Below are 21,361 nucleotides of genomic sequence, written 5' to 3' on the forward strand. Positions count from 1 at the left end.
TTAACTCTCAAGACTCGATAAGCAAACACTCATCGGATACCAAAGGCCCTCCGGGGCCTTTTTTTTACCTCAAAGAAAGGATTTTATATGAGAAAACTTATTATCCCTGTTATTGCCTCTGTGGCCAGTGCTGTCATCATTGCGGGGTGTAGCAGTCAGCCAAACACGGTGGCGGTGGATACGGCGCCGAAAGCACTACCTGCAGACATTGCAGAAAAGCCCATTGAACTATTTGTAGGCCAAGACCTTGGTGCAGTTGGTGGGTTAAAAGATTACGACCAAGGCTATGTCGACTATTTTGGCATCCCAAGCGGTGTAACGGTTTATACCAGTCTAAAAGATCTTGAAGGTCTCGAGCAGAAGGTGAACTACGGCGCGGGTGATAACCACGCAAATCTCTACTTAGAAAGTGACGCGTTTAAGGGCGTTGATATCGCGATGGGGCTCTACTTGGTAGACCAACTTGATGATATCAACGCGGGTAAGTTAGACAGTAACATTTCCAAATTGGCTAACTGGATCAGTCAATCAGAAAGAACGGTTTACCTGCGAATCGGTTATGAGTTTGAGGGTAGTTGGAATGGTTACGCTTCTGATGATTATAAAGAGGCATACCGACGTATTGTTGATGGTTTAAACAAACTTAATGTTGATAACGTTGAATACGTGTGGCAATCCAGTGGCTATGAAGAAGATAGAGAGGAACTATTGAGCTACTATCCAGGCGATGCTTATGTAGACTGGGTAGCCTATTCATACTTCAACCACGACCCAAAACTGGCGGGACAAGAGATGCTGCGCATTGCTCGTGAACGTGGAAAACCGGTAATGATTGCAGAGCTTACTCCGCGCGGTTATAACCTGATGCTGGATGATGGTAAGAAAACATGGGATAGCTGGTTCAAGCCTTTTTTGAATCATCTAAAAGAAAACCAAGACGTTATCAAAATCATCGCGTACATCAATGCCGACTGGGATGTACAGCCGATGTGGAAAGGTCAAGGTTGGGGTGACACACGCCTTCAATCGAACTTATACATCGCGAATAAATGGCGCAGAACCATCAAGAGAGAAGAGTGGTTGGTTACGTCAACGGTTGCCATTCCACCAATCTTCTTGCTTCCAGACGACTACGATGAGTTGAAACAAGCACGAAACAAAGCCGCTGAAGACACTGTACCACAAGAAAACCAATGGCAGGCTGAAGATGCGACGCCAACCGGCAATGTACGTATCTACCCAGATGGCGCTGCAGCAGGCGGCAAGGGGATGGCATATATGTATCAGTTGGGTGACTCTTTGACCTTTAAAGGTGTCCCTCAGTCTAACTATTTTGTGATTCGCTATGCGTCGGAACGGTCAGGCAAAATTGGCCTGTTTGTCAACGGTCAACGATCTTATGACATAGAGTTCGATTCGACAGGTTCTTGGGTTGGAACGTACAACAAAGTAGAGATGCGAGTTGATATCCCAGAAGGGGCTGATGTAGCCATCAAGTGGGAAACCGGTGATACGGCACTAAACACGGACTACGTGGTTTTTGACAGACGATAATTGTCGAAAGGTCTCAGAAACATTGATTTATAAGGCGCTGCGTTTACGTGGCGCTTTTTTGTTTTTTCGTAGTAAGGTCGAGGCTTGGGGAGGATTAGAGCTGATCTAAGGAGGACGACACCGCCCACCCTGATTGATTTAGAATTGATAGATTATTATGCAGCACGTTTTGATACCTCGTGACGATAAACGCGCATACCCGTCTTTGTATTTTCATACACGGCTGATTCGTTTAGGTACGACCAAGCGTGGACATCTGTGTTAGTTTGCGCTGCTAGTCGTTCGATCACTGCGTCAATGTTACGGCCTGCATAGTCTTTTGTTGGTACGAATAGATTCTTAATTACTGATAGCATATTAGTGCTCCTTGTAAGTTTGTTACCAAAGTTGGTGTAATAACTATACAATGAAATAAAAATGTGATCAATGTCCGTAATAAACTTTCATAAAATTTTAATGCTCGTAATTAATAGATCAGAATAAGAGCTTAGTTTACGGACGTGCAACATAAAAAATGGCTATCGAACAAAAGCTCGATAGCCATAGTTTAGTAATTAGATGCTATTGGTATTTCAATCTATCGCGACGATTAGGGGAACTAATACTTATGCTTCGTGTTCCTGATAGCTGAAGTAGTCAAAATCCGCGGGCTGCATTCTGCCTGTGATGTCGCAAGCAAACAACGCTGCAAAGCTACCTGTGAATCTAAAGATATCCGGTCCACCTTCGTCAGATAAAGGGGTACTGTTGAGCGCAGGACCAATAGTTAGCCAGTTTTCACCATCAAGTGAATAAGAGAACTGATACCACTGGCACTTAAGCTCTAGGCGAAGATAGACCGCGTCGCAATCACCAATACGGACCTCTTCACTATACTCGCCATAAACATCGTTAATGTTTCCCGCAATCTGTAGCACTTTCTCGCCGGCATCGTTAGCAGTCATTTTCAAGAAATAGTGACCATTTCGAGCATAATAAGCGCTTAGCCCCGCCATTTCGTAAGGTGTTGTTGGATTAAACTCCAACTTAGTTTCTACCGTTGCATAGTGGCTTTGGAATCGGCGTGCAACCAAGCTATTTTGATAACGAGAACTTAAATAGTGACGTCCTTTTAGTCTCAGGTAACCTGGCTTTTCAGTCAGTGAAGCCCAAGAATCATCTAACGGCTCTCTCAGTGTTTGGAAGTTGATATCAAGCTCTGGTGAATCGAAGTTGTCGGTCTTTGGCAGTTCTGGCCAAGGGCAAGGTTCGAGTTCAGGCGCGTTAACCTCCACGACCGGCGTCTTACCTGTAGTTACGTATGGCCAACCATTTTCCCAATGTGCTTTTTGGATTGCACTCTCACGCCCAAGAATAGAAAAGCCATTGTCATACTTGGGAATAAACTGATAGCCCTCGGGATTTGGAATACGTCGACCACAGAGGTGGCTTAAGTACCATTCGCCTTGCTGAGTTTCGACTAAAAATCCGTGGCCAGCGCGAGACAATTCAGCGTCCTCTTGGAAGCGACTTGTTAGAATTGGATTATCTGGATGCACCTCGTAAGGTCCCCAAACATTCTTTGAACGGCAAACTGTCACTGCATGGTTGCGTTCAGTGCCGCCCTCTGCAGTGATGAGATAATAGTAACCATCTTTCTTGAGCATCTGTGGACCCTCTGTACAGCCCAGATACGTGCCTTCAAAGATGTTTCGAGGTTCACCCACGAGCTCACCACGTTCAGCATCGAACTCTTGCATGACGATGCCGCCGAAGAAGTTGGTTTTTGCTCGCCCATCCCAGATCATGTTTAGCATGTATTTTTTTCCATCGTCATCATGGAAAAGCGATGGGTCAAAACCGTAATTACCGATCGGTGTTGGCTCACTCCAGGGACCCTCAATATTGTCTGCGGTCACCACAAAGCTTGGTGTTGCCATCCAGTTACCACCACGGCAAGAGTGTACATTCGAAAAACACACCCAGAATTTACCATCCGCATAGGTTAGGGCAGGAGCGTACACACCCTCTGAGTTGTCCATACCAGTCATGTCAAGTTGAGAGGTTCGAGTAAGGACATGGCTGACTAAACGCCAATTGACTAAGTCTTTTGAATGATGAATTTGAATGCCAGGAAACCATTCAAATGTTGACGTCGCAATGTAATAGTCATCACCAACACGAACAATTGATGGATCAGGATTAAAACCTTTAAGTACAGGATTTTGAATAGTTTGCGTCATTGGAAAATACTCACAAAGAAAGGGCATTGAAAAAGGTGCTGAGAAAACTCAACACGCACGCAATAAAAAAGCCCAAGCACATCCCCCGATTATACTTGGGCTTGAAGCAAATGTTCACACAAGGATTACTTGTAGATGAACCCGTTCACAATGTTTTCTAGATGTTCTTGACGGCCAGATTCTTTCACTGGAGATAGGTTGTTATCCACCGCGTAATTAGCCACCTGCTCTAGGTTTAGATCGCCCGTTAGGATTTTCTTACCAAGATCTTCGTTCCAACCAGAATAACGCTGTGCAATATTCTTAGATAGAACGTCGTTCTCAATCATGTCAGCTGCACGCTCAAGTGATAGAGCCATTACGTCCATACCACCGATGTGACCATGGAAGAAATCCTCTAGGTCGATAGAAGGGCGACGAACGCGTGCGTCGAAGTTGAAGCCACCTGTAGTGAAACCGCCTGCTTTTAGGATTTCGTACATCACTAGTGTGTTTTCTTCAACACTGTTAGGGAACTGGTCAGTATCCCAGCCTAGTTGCGCGTCACCGCGGTTAGCATCGATAGAGCCGAATAGACCTAGTGATGTAGCTGTTGCTACTTCGTGGTGGAAGCTGTGACCTGCTAGCGTAGCGTGGTTCGCTTCGATGTTTACTTTAACTTCGTTCTCAAGACCAAACTGCTTCAAGAAACCGTAAACTGTTGCAGTATCGTAATCGTACTGATGCTTAGTTGGTTCTTGCGGCTTAGGTTCAATTAGGATTGCACCTTTAAAGCCAATCTTGTGCTTATGTTCTACTACCATTTGCATCAAGCGACCTAACTGCTCACGCTCTTGACGTAGGTCAGTGTTTAGCAGTGTCTCATAGCCTTCACGACCACCCCAAAGTACGTAGTTTTCACCACCAAGGCGCTTAGTTGCACCCATAGCGTTGAAGATTTGAGTTGCAGCATAAGCAAATACTTTAGGATCTGGGTTTGTGCCTGCACCTGACATATAACGCGGATGTGAGAATGCGTTAGCCGTACCCCAAAGAAGTTTAAGACCTGTTTCTTCTTGCTTCTGCTCTAATACATCAACCATTGTTTGGAAGTTGTTTACGTACTCTTTGATAGAAGCGCCTTCCGGTGCAACATCAGTATCGTGGAAACAGTAATATGGGACATCTAGCTTTGAGAAGAACTCAAATGCAGCATCCGCTTTAACGCGAGCGTGTTCCATTGGGTCTGATACCTTTAACCACTCGTGGTCGAAAGTACCGTCACCAAATACGTCAGAACCAGGCCAGCGGAAGTTATGCCAGTAGCAAGCAGCGAAACGAAGATGCTCTTTCATCGACTTACCGAGAATCATGCGGTCCGCATCGTAGTGACGAAACGCTAAAGGATTCGTCGATTCTTTTCCTTCAAATTTGATTTTATTAATGTTCTTAAAAAATTCAGTCATAGCCTAATTTCCAATTTTCTGGTTGTGGACTTCGTTCGTATTTAATATTCAACCTTTTCGACCACACCATCAATTATGATTTTTGATACCAAATTTCACCTATTTACTAAATGTGCCCTAGTTCTCAAAAATAAGGTTTGTTTTTCCATTTTTTGCTTAGGGGGTTTTTTAAGTTATTGATTTTTAATAAAACTAAGACTTTATGATATGAGATTAGGCGATTTGAATCACATATGAAAAATATCGTAAATTAGTAACCAGATTGGGTAAATTGAATTAATTTATCGATGCGTCAAGAATGTGAAGCAGACACATTAGGTACCCGGAGAATTAAAATGAACACTATCAAGTTATCCGTAAAAGAGAAGATAGCTTATGGGTTAGGCGATACTGGCTGTAACTTTGTATGGCAGACAGTAATGCTATTTCTTGCATATTTTTATACCGATATTTACGGTTTGTCGCCTGCCCATATGGGAACCATGTTTTTGTTAGTCCGCTTTATCGATGCGGTAACTGACCCAATCATGGGCTCTATTGTAGATAGAACGAAATCGAAACATGGTCGTTATCGCCCTTATTTGTTATGGATGGCGATTCCGTTTGGGGGAGCTTGTATGGCAGCCTTCTTTACCCCAGACTTCGGCGAGACAGGTAAGATAGTCTATGCCTATGTTTCTTATATATTTTTAACGTTAATGTATACGGCTATTAATGTTCCGTATTGTGCTATAGCGAACGCGATGACTAACGACTCGAAAGAGCGTACTTCTCTTCAGTCTTATCGTTTCGCACTGAGTACTGCTGGTGGCTTGGTCGTGGCTATGGTTGCGCTACCGCTAGTGGATGTTATTGGTCAAGGGGACGTGCAAAAAGGCTATATGGGCGCGATGGCAGTTATGGGCTTGGGCGCGATTGCATTGTTCTTTTTCAGCTTTGCTAACACCACCGAGCGTTGCGTTCCAGAGATTGAAGAAAAGCAGTCTGTATGGGATGACTTGAAGCTTCTAATGAAGAATAACCAGTGGCGCGTATTGTTTATCGTCAATGTTGTCCTTCTGACCGGTATCGTTCTTAAAGGTGCTTCCACCATGTACTACGTGAACACGGTTATGGGACGAGCGGACCTGGCTACTGCCTTTATGGTTACTGGTATGCTAGCTAACATCGTCGGCGCTATATTCTCTGCGCCAGTGCTTGGTAAATACGACAAGCCAAAGGTATATCGTGCGCTGATTGTTGCTTCAGGTTTCTTATCAGCGGTTCTGTTCTTAGTCGACCCTCAGAATGTATTTATGGTGTTTGCCCTAGTGATTATTCTTGGTGTGGTTCAAATGAGTACAACGCCAATTCTATGGAGCATGATGTCGGACGTTGTCGATTATGAGAAAACGCGCAGCAATCGCTCACTAAGCGGTATGGTTTTCTCAACCAATCTATTTGCGATTAAGCTCGGTATTGCGATTGGTGGCGCAGCAGTAGGTTGGATTCTCGCTTGGTCAGGTTATGTGGGCGGTGCGGAGACGCAAACTGCTGAGGCAGTCACAGCTATTAACTTACTTTACACAGTAATACCTGGCGTATTCTTCGCTTCAATTGCGGTATTTATGATGCTCTACAAACTAGACAACGAACATCTAGAGAAGATCAAAGCACTCCTTGTTCTTGATGCGAAAGAGAACGAACAACGTAAACCTGTTGCTCACAATGCAGAGCTAGGCTAATGAGAACCCCTAAAACGTCTTGTCGCTCCTGATAAGCCGTTATAAGCCCTACTCACCAGTAGGGCTTTTTTTAGCACTAATCTTAGGAAGTAAGTTATGAAAAAGCTGCTTATTCTTCTCGACAGCATGGTCTATTTTGACCGCCAAGTGCTTAAGGGTATCAAAGCTCGTTCTGATGAATCCGATCTCAAGCTCAGTCTTTATTTAGAATGTGCGAGTAACTTAGACTACATACTCAGCGAAAGGTGGGATTACGTTATTGCGGATTACAATAAACCAGCAGTAAAACACCTCGTTAATACATTGGGCGCAAAGCGTGTGGTGTATGCCAATCATTCACCGGTTGATCTCCCTGATACTTTGTCTTCTGTCATTCTCGATAATGAAGGGCTAGCTCGTTTAGCAATCCGCACTTTTGCAAAAAGCGGACTTATGCATGTCGGGTATTTCGCAAACCAGCAAGATCTTGTTACGCCATGGAGTCAAGAGCGACACAAAGCGTTTCAAAGAGCGGCCCCTAAACACTCTCTTAACTATTGCGACAATGTACACGATGCCATTAAAAGTCGGATGTTTCCTTTAGGTGTTTATTGTTCGTCAGACAGGTCAGCTCGTCGCATAGCAGAGGTATGCGAGTTAGAAAACATCAATGTGCCAGAGCAAGTCGCGATTATTGGTACCGACTATGACGACACTGAACGTTTGTTGTCACCTATGCCGTTAAGTTCGGTAGAGCTTGATCCGTTTGAACTTGGGCGTAGCTGCATGGAGACGCTAGAACAGGTAATTCGTTACAAGCGGTCAGTATCTAAGCTGTTCTCATCAAACACAGTCATTCATGCGAAAACTACTGCAAGTGAAGGGGATGAAGATAAGGTTGTGGTAAAAGCCGAGCTTTATATGCGAAATCATTTCCATTCTAATATAAAGATCAAACAGGTCACGGATTTCTGCCGAATCTCACGCAAGACATTGGATACTCGGTTTCTAATCGTTCACGGTGTCACTGCTCATCAATATTTAACCAATCTCCGTGTAGAGCGTGCTAAACATCTGCTAGAGACCACAAATGACCGTATGGAGAGTATTGCAAAACAGTGTGGTTACCCCAGTCAGTCTTACCTATCTCAGGTTTTTATTAAGCAGCTAGGCTTGTCACCGGCGAAGTACCGTCAACACAATGCGAAGCATGCCGTGGTTGTGTTGTAAATCATGCAGTCGTTGAGTTGTAAATAAGGATCAAAAGGACGTTATCTGGTAACTGAATGTACGAATTTGGCAATTAGATCGAGTCGCCCATAATCCAATGCAGGATTGATACATAGTACGGATATCAAGAACGAAACAGGTATCAGACTATGCTTTACAAAGACCTTTACAAGAATCCAAATGTTGACACAGCAGAGCGCGTTAACGATCTTCTATCACGAATGACCCTGCTGGAGAAAATGGCGCAGTTAGGTGCTCAATGGCTTATCCTCGACGAGCATGGTGACCACCAAGACCGAGATTTAGAGATGGGATCTCATGAGTCGAAAAAGCCAATTCATGAACGCCTTAAACATGGTATTGGACAAATTACTCGTCCTCTTGGTACTCACTCTGTCTCGCCTGTCGAAGGAGTAAAAGCTCTTAACGCGTTGCAAGATTATTTGGTTAATCAAACGCGGCTTGGAATACCAGCACTTTCTCATGAAGAATGTTTGGTCGGCTTGATGTCAAAAGATGCGACGCTTTATCCATCTTCACTTAACTACGGTCATACATGGAACCCTGCACTCATCGAAGAAATGTCATCCGACATTGGCAGGCAAGTTAGGGCAGTGGGTGCCCATCAGGGGTTGGCGCCTGTTCTGGATGTATCTCGAGATGTAAGGTGGGGGCGAACCGAGGAAACCTTAGGAGAAGACCCTTATCATGTCGGCTTGCTCGCAACCGCTTATGTCAAAGGTTTACAAGGTGCGAAGCGCGATGTATTGGCAACACTCAAGCATTACGTTGGACATTCATTCAGTGAAGGGGCTCGCAATCATGCGCCGGTCCACATTGGCTTTAAAGAGTTAAATGACACTTTTCTTTTACCTTTTGAGATGGCGGTTAAGCTTGGTAACGCGGGATCTATTATGCCTGCTTACCATGACATTGATGGTGAGCCTTGCCATTCTTCTGAATACCTACTGACCGAAGTGCTTCGTCATCGCTGGGGATTTGATGGGTTATTGGTTGCTGATTATGGTGGTGTTGACTTGCTGTACTCTCATCACGGTATCGCTTCGGACTCAGCGGGTGCTGCCGCTCTATCGTTTAATGCTGGTCTTGATATCGAACTGCCTGATGATGCGTGCTCAACAAAGCTGGAACTTGCCATGGAACGAGGAGAGTTCTCTATCACTAAGCTAGACGAAATTGTGACACGCATTCTGACGATGAAATTTAAACTAGGACTGTTTGAAAATCCCTACTGTGAGTTACCTGCTGAGCCTTTGCACAATGAAGAATCAGAGCGACTTGCGTACCAAGTCGCTGCGGAGTCTATAGTGCTGCTCAAAAACGATGGACTGCTTCCTTTGTCTAATCAAACAAAAGTTGCCTTATTAGGGGCGACGGCGGATGATCAACTCGCTCTATTAGGGGGTTATAGCTTCCCTGTCCATCTAATTCTTAGCAGTGAAGAGAGTGATGCGCGAGTTGCGGCAACCTTGCGCGAAACATTTGAGCAAGCTTTTGATAGTGTGTGCTTTGCAAAGGGCTGCAATATCCTGACAGAAAGACATGCGAATGCCCCTGTATTTCCAGGAGATGTCGACCTTGCGCTATCGCAGTGCTTAGATTCTCCAATCGATATGGATACATCAGGATTTATCGAAGCTGGTGGTGTCATTCAAGACTCAGAGGTTGCTGTTGTTTGCGTGGGTGACCTTGCTGGGCTTTTCCAAACAGGAACGGTTGGAGAAGGGTCTGATGCTGATAGCCTCGATTTACCGGGTGTACAACAAGGGCTTATCGATATGGCGTTAGACTCTGGCAAACCCGTTGTTGTGATTGTTACTGGCGGTCGTCCATACAACTTAGGGCGAGCCGAGAGCGAAGCTGCGGCTATTTTGTATGGCTGGGCTCCAGGACAATGCGGCGCGCAAGCTATTACCGATGCGCTGCTTGGCAAGGTAAATCCGAGTGGTCGTCTGACGGTATCTATTCCGAAGAATGTTGGCGCTGTGCCTTACTACTATAATCATAAGCTAAAGAGCGGCGGTACTCCGATTGCCTACCACTTTGGTTCGAACTACCCCTTCGGATACGGTCTGAGCTACACGACGTTTGAGTATGATGATATTAACATCAAAGCTCATGAGGTGGAGCACGACGAATCTATCGAGGTTACCATGAGCGTGCGGAATACAGGTCAGGTGGCAGGGTATGAGGTTGTCCAGTTGTACGTGAGAGACTTGATTAGTTCACTAGTCCGCCCGATTCGAGAATTAAAAGGGTTTGGTAAGGTGTTTTTGGAGCCAGGAGAACAGAAAACGTTATGCTTCTCGTTACCTGTCGATATGCTCAACTTGACCAACCATCTTCATCAGAGAATTGTGGAAGCGGGTGACTTTGACATTATGATTGGAAAGTCATCAACCGATATTGTGTTTAAAGAGACTATTACCGTGAAGGGTAAGACACGAATTCTGCCGCAACAGTGGCGTATGGTGTGTGAAACTTCGATTTCATAGCATTAAAAAGGAGAGGGGGGCCTCTCCTTTTTAATTTGGTTGGGTAAATGCAGTCTGATTAGTCAGCAGTGTTAACAGACGCCTCGCGGTACTCTTTCGGTGTTTGGTCCAAGTTCTTTTTGAAGACTGTGTACATATATTGTAGTGAAGGGTAACCGCACAACTCGGCAATCTCGACTATCGGCAGTTCCGTGTTACCAAGCAGGTTACATGCACGCTTGAGCTTGGAGTTGTGGATTTCTTGATGGATTGAGTGTCCACGCTCCGCTTTAAATCTCGCCTCCATATTCGAGCGAGAGATACCGACATAACTTAGCACTTGATCAACTTTGATTCCTTTACAGGCATTGTGGCGGATAAAGTGCATCGCTTGAATAACATAGGTATCTTTTAGCGCTTGATAGTCAGTACTTTGACGTTCAAATACCTGAGTCGGTGGAACCATAACTCGGGCATGTTTCAATACTTGGTTTGGGTTAGCCGCTTCGTCTTTGTCTTTGGCATCTAGAAGACGATGAAGCATCTTAGCTGCACGATAACCCATCTGTTTGGTACCTTGCCCTACAGAGCTCAATGATACTCGCGTAAGGTATCGCGCAAGTTCTTCGTTGTCGATGCCAATAACGGACACCTTGTCTGGCACCATGATGTTAAGGTGCTGGCAAACCTGTAACAGGTGACGAGCTCGTGAGTCAGTAACGGCTATGATTCCTGTCGGGGTAGGTAGGCGTTGTAGCCAATCCGCCAACCGATTCATATCATAGGTCCAGGTTCTAGAGTTGGTCTCACTGCCCCGATAAATTGAGCCTGTGTAACCCTCTTTTTTGACAATATTTGAGAAGGCTTTCTCGCGCTCGTGCGCCCAGCGGTTGCACTTGTCGTGTGGCTTACCGTAAAAGGCGAAGTTTTCTAACCCTTTTTCTCGTAAATGTTGGTATGCCAGTTCAACGAGTGCTTGGTTATCGGTAGCGACATAAGGGATGTCTGGGTAGTCTTCATCATTTTCATAAGATCCCCCTACACCGACAACCGGTATATCTGAGTCTTTTAGCAGTTCAGCAATTTTGGGGTTGTCGAAATCGGCGATGACGCCATCGCCTTTCCAGTTATGAAAATTATCTAGGTGTGTTGTGAATTCCTCCTCAAGAAAAATATCCCAATCGCACTGAGATGCTTGTAGGTATTCACCAATACCTTCGATGACCTCTCGGTCATAGACCTTATTGGCATTAAATAGCAGCGTAATTCGAAAACGTTTATCCATGGTGCCCTGATTTTTATTAATGGTGTTATCAGTTTCGAAATTGAGTTTATCAGCGACTCTCTGCGCGTGGTGTGATCTCAGACTCACTCGTGAAATCCGTGAATTCACCTGTAAAAAAACATAATTGTTTGACACGCCTGCTAGGCAGATACTGAATACAGATTAGACGCAGTAGGCTATGCGGAAAAATGCAAGTCTGATCGCGCAACTAAATATGAGAAGTTAAAGGAAACAAATATGTATATAGGTATCGACTTAGGCACTTCGGGAGTTAAGTCTGTCGCGATGACGGAGCAGGGTGAGATCATTGCTTCTTGTACCGTCTCTTTGGAGGTCTCTCGCCCTAAGCCATTATGGTCGGAGCAAGATCCTAGCGCTTGGTGGGAAGCGACATGTGAATCTATTAATGGTCTCAAAGCCTCAGTAAACCTGAGTGATGTTATTGCGATTGGTCTTTCTGGACAAATGCACGGTGCGACGCTTCTTGATGCAAATGGTGATGTATTGAGGCCTGCGATCTTATGGAACGATGGACGCTGTGAGGCGGAATGTAAAGAGCTTGAAGCGGCTGTGCCAAACTCTCGTGATATTATCGGCAATATTATGATGCCTGGCTTTACGGCACCGAAGCTAAAATGGGTGGCAAACCACGAGCCTGAAGTGTTTGCAAAAGTCGATAAGGTACTGCTGCCTAAAGACTATTTGCGTTTCAAAATGACCGGAGACTTCGCGTCGGACATGTCTGATTCTGCTGGTACTTGTTGGTTGGATGTAGAGAAGCGTGCGTGGAGTGAGGAGCTTCTTGTTGCAACGGGGTTATCTGTCTCTCAAATGCCAGAGCTTTTTGAAGGCAGCGCAGTAACTGGTATTTTGAGTCCTGAGATCGCGAATGCATGGGAAATGCCTCAGGTAGCTGTGATCGCTGGTGGCGGAGACAATGCTGCGGGTGCGGTTGGCGTCGGGATTACTCAACCAGGACAAGCGATGCTATCGCTGGGTACATCTGGTGTGTATTTCGCAGTAAGTGATGGTTTTGTCTCGAATCCTGAGTCAGCGCTGCACAGTTTCTGTCATGCGCTGCCGAATACCTGGCACACCATGTCCGTGATTCTTAGTGCGGCTTCCTGCTTAAGTTGGGTCGCTGAGCTGACTGGGTTTGAAGACGTTGGTGAGATGATCGCAGACGTTGCCAAGAACGCAGATGAGTCGTCACAGGTGGTGTTCTTACCTTATCTATCGGGTGAAAGGACCCCCCATAACAACCCGAATGCAAAGGGCGTATTTTTCGGAATGACTCACTCAACAACCAAGCTTGAACTGGCGCAAGCAGTCCTTGAAGGCGTTGGTTTTGCATTTGCAGATGGATTCGATGCCTTGCACGTAACCAAGAATATTCCAGACGAAGTGTCGCTGATTGGTGGCGGTGCTAGAAGTGAGTATTGGCGTCAAATGCTTGCCGATATTGTTGAAATGCCGCTGGTTTACAGAAAAGGTGGTGAAGTTGGTCCTGCGCTTGGTGCAGCAAGACTTGCTGTACTTGGTACAAAAGAGGGGGCCACTTTATCTGACGTGTGCCCAGTACCTGAACTCGTACAGAGCCACATGCCAAACCCAGACAAGCAAGCTTACTATCAAAGTAAACGAGCAACTTATCAAACACTGTACAAACAATTAAAAGGTCTGTTTTAAAACAGTCTAAGTCAAACCATTGCCACCCACTCGGGTGGCATTTTTCAAGGAAGATAACGATGATTGAATCTCGCAAATTAGGCGACATCGAAGTAAGCGCGCTCGGTATGGGCTGCTGGGCTATTGGCGGCCCATTCTGGGAAGGGGATACGCCTCTTGGCTGGGGAGAAGTTGATGACAGAGAATCTATTCGAGCTATACACGAGGGGCTCGATAACGGCATCAACTTGATTGACACTGCGAATATTTACGGGGCAGGGCACAGTGAGTATGTCATTGGTAAGGCAATCGCAGGTCGCCGAGACAAGGTTGTGCTTAGCAGCAAATTTGGCTTTGATGCCAACGAAGAGACCAAGCAAGTGCTGGGCGCTTTTCATCAACCCGGTGAGATTAGAGCCATGCTTGAAAACAGCCTTCGTCGCCTAAAAACGGATTACCTAGACATATTCTATTTCCACATCGGTGACCACCCAGTAGAGCACGTTGATTGCGTGGCTAACACGCTAGATGTCTTAGTAGCAGAAGGTAAAATTCGCAGTTATGGCTGGAGTACGGATGACATAGAGCGAGCTGAGTCACTCACTGACCGCAACGCTTATACCTCTGTTCAGTTTGAAAGTAATGTGTTCAATCGAAATCATGCCATGATGGCTGTCTGCGAGAAACATAACTTAGCGGGTCTGAACCGAAGCCCTCTCGCAATGGGACTCTTGACTGGTAAATACACCGATGGTTCAAGCTTATCGTCGTCAGACATTCGAAAGATTTCTCCGGAGTGGATGACCTATTTTAAAGATGGCAAGCCAGCACCAGAGCTTCTTGCTAAGCTTGAACAACTTAAAGCAATTTTGACCAGTGATGAGAGAACATTAACTCAAGGTGCATTGGCATGGCTTTGGGCTGCAAGCCCAAATAATGTTCCCATCCCGGGATTTAGAACGGTAGAGCAGGTGCGCGGACATATTGGTGCGTTGGAGAAAGGAGCACTGACTCAGTCACAATTGTCTGAGATAGACCTACTGCTGTCGAAGTAGTTGATCTATGTTGTTACGGTAGAGTCAGCACTAGCTGAACTACCGTAAACTCACTTATTCGTCCCAAACATTTTCTAGCGTATATGGGCTCCCCTCCATCACCCAGAACTCTCCGTGTAGATAGCGATAATGTCTGTCCATCGCCGCGATGTCAGCCATGTCATTTTCACTTAATTGCAGCGCCGAAGAGGCTAAGTTGAGTGCCTGCCTATCAGGATTACTCGACTTTGGAATGACGGTCAGCCCGCGATTGAGTTGCCAGCCGATAAGCACTTGCGCTTCGGTCATTTGATGCATTGTTGCTATACTCTTGATTGTTGGATGATCGAGAAGTGATGGTTCATCGAGTTTTGTCAATGAATCTGGACGATCGCCTGAGCCAAGCGGTGCGTAGGCGGTAACACAAATTTTGTTATCACGGCAAAACTCTATGAGAGAGCTTTGTTGTAGATAAGGGTGCGACTCAATTTGATTCACTGCTGGTACAATCGAGCCTGCATCGATGATTTCCTCTAACTTTTTGACGCTAAAGTTGGAAACGCCAATGTCTTTTGCGAGCCCTTGTTTTACTAGATTTTCCATCGCTAGCCACGTGACGCTTAAAGGCAGTTCATCGAGAGAAATGAAGTCACTGCCTTTCTCAGGAAAACCAACATGTGATTTAATAGCCACTGGCCAATGCATAAGATAGAGATCTATATAGTCCAGTTGAAGATCGTCAAGGGTGCGCTCAAGAGCTGGCTGCACATCATATAGGTGATGAAAAGCGTTCCATAATTTAGAGGTAATAAACAGCTCTTCGCGAGTAATTTCGCCCTCCAAAATCGCGTCTTTAACAGCGAGACCGACTTCCTTTTCATTGCCGTAGCCTGAAGCACAGTCAAAATGTCGATAACCCAGTTTTAGAGCGCTTCTTATCGCATTGTAGGTTTCATTAGGTTGGTCACTTTTCCATGTGCCTAAACCTATACTGGGCATTGCTCTACCCGTAATGAGATGGTGCGTAGGTGTCATCTGTTTATCCTTTTACTGAATGAAGTAACGCAATGGAATTATGTTATTTCAGCGAGTAAGTGATAGGAAGACGGACATTAGTTTTCATAACGGGATTGATAGATCTGATAAAGAGAAGTGAGACCTGAAAAGCAGTGAGACAACTTACACTGTTGTCTCACTGATTTGATACGATTAACCAAACATAAAGCTATATAGATAACCTGCACTGATAGCCATGCTTAGAATAACCACCAAAAATGCTGCAATCATCTGATTTTTAAAGATAGATTTTAGCAAGATGACTTCCGTTAGACTTGCGCCAGCACTACCAATGATTAAAGCCATTACTGAGCCTAGCGCCATGCCTTTTTGCACGAGTGCTGCGCTCAGTGGGATGACCGCTTCCGCACGAATGTAGAGTGGAATACCAATTACTGCTGCAATAGGAATCGCATACCAAACACCTTCGCCTGCGTATTGCGCGATAAGGTCAGTTGGAATAAATCCATAAATAAATGACCCTAGAAGAATACCAACCATTAGGTACGGGAAAACCTGTTTGAAGTCTTTCCACGTTGATTTCCAAATGCGAACCCAACGATTGTCCTCTTTTGGTGTTGCAGCTGTTGTGTCACAGCAAGCCGTCCCGTCAGCATTGATGTTAGTAATAGTCGGCTCTGGCGTTTTCTCCGAGCAGCAAGATGTCGCAGGAGCTGGCGCTGAGCAAGAGCTGTCTGCCGTACAACTAGCGGCTACTGGCTTTAATGACTCAATCTTCGGTGACCCACAGCTTGTAGAGGTTGCACAAGATGATTTTTCATCTTTTGCAGGTTTGCTGTCACCACATGATGTGCCGCATGAACTCGCAGCTTGTGCCTCATACGCCTCGGGTTTTACATAACGCTCAAAGCCTAGTTTCTCTAGTACATAGCCTGCAGTCACAGAAACAAACATAGCAATTGCAAAATAGAAGACCGCGACCTTGATACCAAACGTCACCACAAATAGTCCAATGATGACAGGGTTAAGTAGTGGGCTTGCAAACAAGAATACCATCATAGGTCCAAACCCTGCGCGAGCGCGAAGCAATCCTTTTAAGAAAGGAATGGTCGAGCATGAGCAAAACGGGGTAATAGAACCAAGCAAGGCTGCGACAAAATAGCCTCTGCCGTTTTTTGAGCTCAGGATAGATTGGATCTTTTCCGGAGTCAGAAACTCTTGTAGTACACCGACGATGTAGCTAATTGCCAAAAACAGAATGATTAACTCAGTTGCGAGAAAAGCGAACATGTTCGCTGTCTCGGTCGCCATGGAAAGGAATTCAGGGCTCATATTAGTTCCTCCTAATAATTCGATATGTTTCGAATTATAGAAATAACTAGGCATAGATCAAGCTTTTATTTCGATAAAATTCGAAATAAATATTAACTCATTGAATATAAACAAAAACAGCGCCATCAGGCGCTGTTTTACTAGAAGGGGTTGTTAAGCGGGTTAGGCTTTCGCTTCTTCGAGCGATGCTTCTTTCTTTTTGAGCAATCGACTTGTAATAGTACCCGCTGTCATTGCGCCAGAAACGTTTAATGCAGTACGTGCCATATCGATTAGAGGCTCGATAGAAATCAACAATGCAGCGATTGTAACAGGCAGTCCCATTGCCGGTAATACGATTAGGGCTGCAAATGTTGCACCACCACCAACACCAGCAATACCAAATGAACTGATGGTAATAATAGCAATCAGAGACAGGATGAAGTTGATGTCCATAGGGTCGATACCAACGGAAGGAGCAACCATTACCGCGAGCATTGCTGGGTAGATGCCCGCACAACCGTTTTGACCGATTGTCGCGCCAAAAGAAGCTGATAGGTTAGCAATCGCTGGTGGTACGTTAAGTTTCGTTACCTGAGCTTCTACGTTAAGCGGAATAGTCGCTGCTGAGCTACGAGATGAGAATGCGAACGTCAGCACAGGCCAGATCTTCTGGAAGTACTCTTTTGGGCTAACGCCAACTAGTGACACAAGCACACCGTGTACAACAAACATCAGGAAGATGGCTAGATAAGATGCAACGATAAATCCAAGTAGGTTTAAAATGTCACCAGCGCTTGACGTCGCGACGACTTTTGCCATCAGTGCGGCAATGCCGTATGGAGTAAGCGCCATAATCATCTTAACAAGACGCATCACAACAGATTGAGTCGCTTCCACAAATGTGCGGATTGGGGATTCGAGTTCTTCTTTTTCTGCCATGACTTTACGGGCAGCAATACCCGTTAGTACGCCAAAGATAACCACGGCGATAATAGAAGTAGAACGAGCGCCAGTTAGGTCAGCAAATGGGTTAGTAGGGATAAAGCTTACTAGCATTTGCGGAATCGTTAGGTCGCTAACACGGTCAACTCGGTTTTCAAGTACTGCAATGCGAGCCGTTTCACGAGCGCCTTCTGTCAGACCTTCGGCGCTTAAGCCAAACGCTTGAGTAACGACAATACCAATGAGCGCAGAAATCGCCGTAGTAGCGAGTAGGACAGATATTGTTAATCCACTGATTTTGCCAAGTGAACCGCCTTTTTCAAGCTTCACTACCGCGGCAATCATAGATACCAATACGAGCGGCATGATGATCATCTTCAGAAGACCAACATAACCACGACCGACTACGTTGACCCACTCTAACGTACCACCGATTGCTGCGTGTCCTTCGCCAAAAATAAGCTGAAGCGACAAACCAAAAGCACTGCCTAATACAAGACCAAATAGCACAAGACGGGATAGAGTATGGTTTTTTTGTTGCTGCCCATACAAGAAATAGAGAATGCCCAAAAATACCGCTAGCGATGCGATAACTGCAATTGACATGTAAATATCCTTTTTTATTTCAACTGACGTAATCCCTATAAAGAATATGGGGATTGGATGTGTAGACGGCTAAAATACCGTTTGATGAGAAGCGTTCACAATAAGTAAATGTTATGAACTAGAACTGAAAGTTATATAAATGGACGTGGTTCGTTGGTTTTTGCGAGTTACTTTGTATATTGGTTAAGAAGGTCGCGCATGTTTGCAGAGTTATATGCGACTGACTTAGCATCACTTAGCTCTAACACACTGTAGAGCATTGCTTTTGCGACATAGTCTGCGGGGATAGGAGCGATAGCACGAAGAGGACCACGCATTAAAGGTGAAAGTACGGTAAATAGCTTCTGTACAAATACCTCATCTGATCGGATCTCTTCTTCACGCCCTGCCAAAGGACCGGGACGCATAAATACCACTTTCTCGAAGCCCATTTGATTGATTCGGCTTTCAACTCGGCCTTTACACTTGAGGTAATGTGAAAGAGAGCGAGCTGATGCTCCTAGACTTGAGACCACGGCGATACGTTTAACACCAACCATCTTCATCGTTTGTGCCACGTCGCAGACAAGATCAACATCGACTTTTTCAAGTGCTTGCTTGCTGCCTGCTTTTTTAAGCGTGGTGCCTAAACAGATAAAGCCAAGCGTTGGAGTAGGGCGACTGTCATCCCATTGAGTGACTCTAAGCGCGCCATCCATGATCTGAGTGGTTTTGCTATGTTGATGTTTTAGAGGAGAGCGACAAAGTGCGTAGATAGACTCAATGTGGTCAGTTTGCTCTAGTAAAGTCAGCAGTTTGCTGCCTACCAGACCAGAAGCGCCAGCGATCATTACTCTAAAGTCATTGTGCATTAAAAAGTCCCACTCATCGAGATGTAGTGGGACTATAGTCAATTATTCGCTAACGTGTTGTGATAGAGGCAAAATTAATCAATTTCCGCGGCGGTGAGATTCTGCTTTCTGAGCTGATCGCGCAATGCTTCCATCGCCACTTTTTGAATCTGCCTTACTCGTTCTCTTGTCACACCAACGATCAATCCGACTTCTTCAAGCGTTTTTGGCTCATCATCGAGCAGACCGAAACGATGGTAGAGGATAGTTTTATGCTTATCCGGCAAGCCGTCGACAAGATTAACCAATGCCTTGTTCATATTTTGCGTGACAATGTCACGTTCAGGCAGTTCGAACACATCATCGTCATCAATAGTTTGAAGGTGGTCTTTCTTGTCCCCGTCGTCATCCCAGCCATTATCTAGAGATAATGATTGCTCAGAGAGTTTAAGTAGTTTGCTTACTTCTTCTGGTGAGCGTCCAGTTCTTTCAGCGATTTCAGCAGACGTGGGTTCATGTTTGCCTTCTTTACGAAGTTGGTGCGCCGCTTTACTGCACTCACGAATTTGCTTAGTCACGTGTACTGGAACACGAATCGTACGACCTTGATTCATGATGGCACGATCAATAGATTGCTGAATCCACCACACTGCATAGGTGGAAAAGCGATATCCAAGCTCAGGGTCAAATTTGTCCACGGCTTGTATTAATCCGATGTTACCTTCATTAATAAGGTCGTAGAAATCGAGACCGCGATTAGAATAACGTTTGGCAGTTCTAATAACTAAACGTAAATTCGCGTTAATTAAGCCTTGTCTCGCTTGTGTATCACCCGCACGAGCCTTGCGTGCTAGTAATTTCTCTTCTTCAGCTGTTAACAGGTTGTGGTTAGAAACCTGTTTAAAATAGCTAGTACCAATATTGGCAGCGTCTTCCCTGTTCGTTGAACTGTGGTGAGTATGCTTCTCTACTACTTTCAAAATACCCCCTTACCAACTGCTTAATTGGTTATTATTAGATTTATAAACGACATGAATTTCGTTTCCTGTCGAAATATCAAATTACTATATTTTTTTATCGAATGACAGCCCGTGTTAATAAAAATCAAACACGGCGTTAACATTTTTTTAAGCAGCTATTTAGATTAAAGACTCAATAGAAACTAAGTCAGGTGGCTGTTATAGCAGCTAGGAGAATTTATAAAATTGGATGCATATTTATCTTGTTGATAAATAAGGACTAATATTATTGATAATGATAATTAATATTGAGGGTAACAATAGGGAGGAAATATAGTGATCGCTTGTAAACCATAATGAAAATACAGGGTTTACAATAATGCGTTAATTGACTAACTGGTCACTAATGCTTGTTCGTTCGCTTTGTGTAACCAAAAGTTCTAGAAACCTATCCTAATTTTGTATTATCTACTTTTTGCTTGTAAGGGTTTGGAAGGTTTTGTCGTATTTTTGTAAGGGTGAAAAATTGTGACATTGTGCCCAAAATGCTTTGTAAGAGAGAGGAGTGTAGGTGGTTGTTTTACAAGAATATTACATAAGAGAGTGACTTTATATAATTTATATAAATATGTAGAATATGATAAACCTATCACTTTTGGTTAAGTTATATGTCGAAACGGCACAACGACTTAAACTTTAGTCTAAGCTAACGATAGAGTGCTTAGTTTCTAGTTTGGATACAGTTACAATGAATGAACAATTACAACAAAAACTCGAAGAGCTACTACTGCTCGCTAAATCACAAGGTGTTTCTATCGTAGGGGTCGTAGATATTCCAGGCGCAGAAGAATGCCATATATTTAAGAACATAGAGGCTGACTGCAAGGCAGGGACACGCAACTTAGACAGCGTGTTGATGAGCCAGCATTGCACTCAAGGCCAAAAAAACTGTCAATCTTGTCATCTATCTAAGTCAGGAATCTCTGATGATGGACTGGCACTTCTGTTCACTGAGTTGAATGCAAACGAACCCGCTTAATCGGGTTCAAACCCTTTC

General features: G+C 44.7%; 16 protein-coding genes. 7 read left to right on the top strand and 9 right to left on the bottom strand.

Features of this window, described 5'->3' with window-relative positions; translation table 11 throughout:
• The first annotated feature begins 87 nt into the window (after positions 1-87).
• The gene (locus tag LY387_RS06730; protein ID WP_234495796.1) at positions 88-1,554 is read left to right on the top strand and encodes a glycosyl hydrolase; all 1,467 of its coding nucleotides are present in this window, start codon (positions 88-90) and stop codon (positions 1,552-1,554) included.
• Positions 1,555-1,709: 155 nt separating this feature from the next.
• Here LY387_RS06730 and LY387_RS06735 read toward each other — a convergent pair whose 3' ends face one another.
• The 3 genes from LY387_RS06735 to xylA all read right to left on the bottom strand — a co-directional run bounded on the left by LY387_RS06735 (position 1,710) and on the right by xylA (position 5,221).
• Positions 1,710-1,910, bottom strand: a complete 201-nt coding sequence (locus LY387_RS06735; RefSeq protein WP_234495797.1) for a hypothetical protein — start codon at positions 1,908-1,910, stop codon at positions 1,710-1,712.
• 249 nt (positions 1,911-2,159) lie between these two features.
• Complete coding sequence (locus LY387_RS06740) at positions 2,160-3,776, bottom strand: glycoside hydrolase family 43 protein (RefSeq protein ID WP_234495798.1); 1,617 nt, start codon at positions 3,774-3,776, stop codon at positions 2,160-2,162.
• Between the two features lie 125 nt (positions 3,777-3,901).
• Positions 3,902-5,221, bottom strand: a complete 1,320-nt coding sequence (gene xylA, locus LY387_RS06745) for a xylose isomerase (RefSeq protein WP_234495799.1) — start codon at positions 5,219-5,221, stop codon at positions 3,902-3,904.
• A 335-nt stretch (positions 5,222-5,556) separates the two neighbouring features.
• On the opposite strand from xylA, the gene LY387_RS06750 reads away from it, so the two are divergent.
• The 3 genes from LY387_RS06750 to LY387_RS06760 all read left to right on the top strand — a co-directional run bounded on the left by LY387_RS06750 (position 5,557) and on the right by LY387_RS06760 (position 10,670).
• Entirely contained in the window at positions 5,557-6,945 is a 1,389-nt protein-coding gene (locus LY387_RS06750; protein ID WP_234495800.1) for a glycoside-pentoside-hexuronide (GPH):cation symporter, read from the top strand.
• A gap of 96 nt (positions 6,946-7,041) precedes the next feature.
• Complete coding sequence (locus LY387_RS06755) at positions 7,042-8,154, top strand: substrate-binding domain-containing protein (RefSeq protein ID WP_234495801.1); 1,113 nt, start codon at positions 7,042-7,044, stop codon at positions 8,152-8,154.
• Between the two features lie 149 nt (positions 8,155-8,303).
• Positions 8,304-10,670: a glycoside hydrolase family 3 N-terminal domain-containing protein gene (locus LY387_RS06760; protein ID WP_234495802.1), complete on the top strand. Its 2,367-nt coding sequence runs from the start codon at positions 8,304-8,306 to the stop codon at positions 10,668-10,670.
• Positions 10,671-10,728: 58 nt separating this feature from the next.
• Here the strand turns inward: LY387_RS06760 and LY387_RS06765 are convergent, their stop codons facing one another.
• Positions 10,729-12,021, bottom strand: coding sequence for a DNA-binding transcriptional regulator (locus LY387_RS06765; RefSeq protein ID WP_326492000.1), 1,293 nt, complete (start codon positions 12,019-12,021; stop codon positions 10,729-10,731).
• 150 nt (positions 12,022-12,171) lie between these two features.
• Between LY387_RS06765 and xylB the strand changes: the two genes are divergently transcribed.
• Both xylB and LY387_RS06775 read left to right on the top strand, forming a co-directional pair.
• Positions 12,172-13,623 (top strand): xylulokinase, encoded by a 1,452-nt coding sequence (gene xylB, locus LY387_RS06770; RefSeq protein WP_234495803.1) that lies wholly within the window; start codon positions 12,172-12,174, stop codon positions 13,621-13,623.
• A 59-nt stretch (positions 13,624-13,682) separates the two neighbouring features.
• Positions 13,683-14,657, top strand: coding sequence for an aldo/keto reductase (locus tag LY387_RS06775; protein ID WP_234495804.1), 975 nt, complete (start codon positions 13,683-13,685; stop codon positions 14,655-14,657).
• A 54-nt stretch (positions 14,658-14,711) separates the two neighbouring features.
• Here the strand turns inward: LY387_RS06775 and LY387_RS06780 are convergent, their stop codons facing one another.
• From LY387_RS06780 to LY387_RS06800, 5 genes are all read right to left on the bottom strand, one after another.
• Entirely contained in the window at positions 14,712-15,671 is a 960-nt protein-coding gene (locus LY387_RS06780) for an aldo/keto reductase (protein WP_234495805.1), read from the bottom strand.
• Between the two features lie 174 nt (positions 15,672-15,845).
• Complete coding sequence (locus LY387_RS06785) at positions 15,846-16,985, bottom strand: permease (RefSeq protein ID WP_234495806.1); 1,140 nt, start codon at positions 16,983-16,985, stop codon at positions 15,846-15,848.
• A gap of 162 nt (positions 16,986-17,147) precedes the next feature.
• Positions 17,148-18,515, bottom strand: coding sequence for an L-cystine transporter (locus tag LY387_RS06790; protein ID WP_128649488.1), 1,368 nt, complete (start codon positions 18,513-18,515; stop codon positions 17,148-17,150).
• Positions 18,516-18,682: 167 nt separating this feature from the next.
• Complete coding sequence (locus LY387_RS06795) at positions 18,683-19,366, bottom strand: oxidoreductase (RefSeq protein WP_234495807.1); 684 nt, start codon at positions 19,364-19,366, stop codon at positions 18,683-18,685.
• Positions 19,367-19,440: 74 nt separating this feature from the next.
• Positions 19,441-20,325: a sigma-70 family RNA polymerase sigma factor gene (locus LY387_RS06800; protein WP_234495808.1), complete on the bottom strand. Its 885-nt coding sequence runs from the start codon at positions 20,323-20,325 to the stop codon at positions 19,441-19,443.
• 727 nt (positions 20,326-21,052) lie between these two features.
• Here LY387_RS06800 and LY387_RS06805 point away from each other — a divergent pair.
• Positions 21,053-21,343, top strand: coding sequence for a hypothetical protein (locus LY387_RS06805; RefSeq protein ID WP_234495809.1), 291 nt, complete (start codon positions 21,053-21,055; stop codon positions 21,341-21,343).
• Positions 21,344-21,361 lie beyond the last annotated feature (18 nt).

The sequence above is a fragment of the Vibrio maritimus genome, assembly GCF_021441885.1.
In the GTDB taxonomy this organism is placed as follows: Bacteria; Pseudomonadota; Gammaproteobacteria; order Enterobacterales; family Vibrionaceae; genus Vibrio; species Vibrio maritimus_B.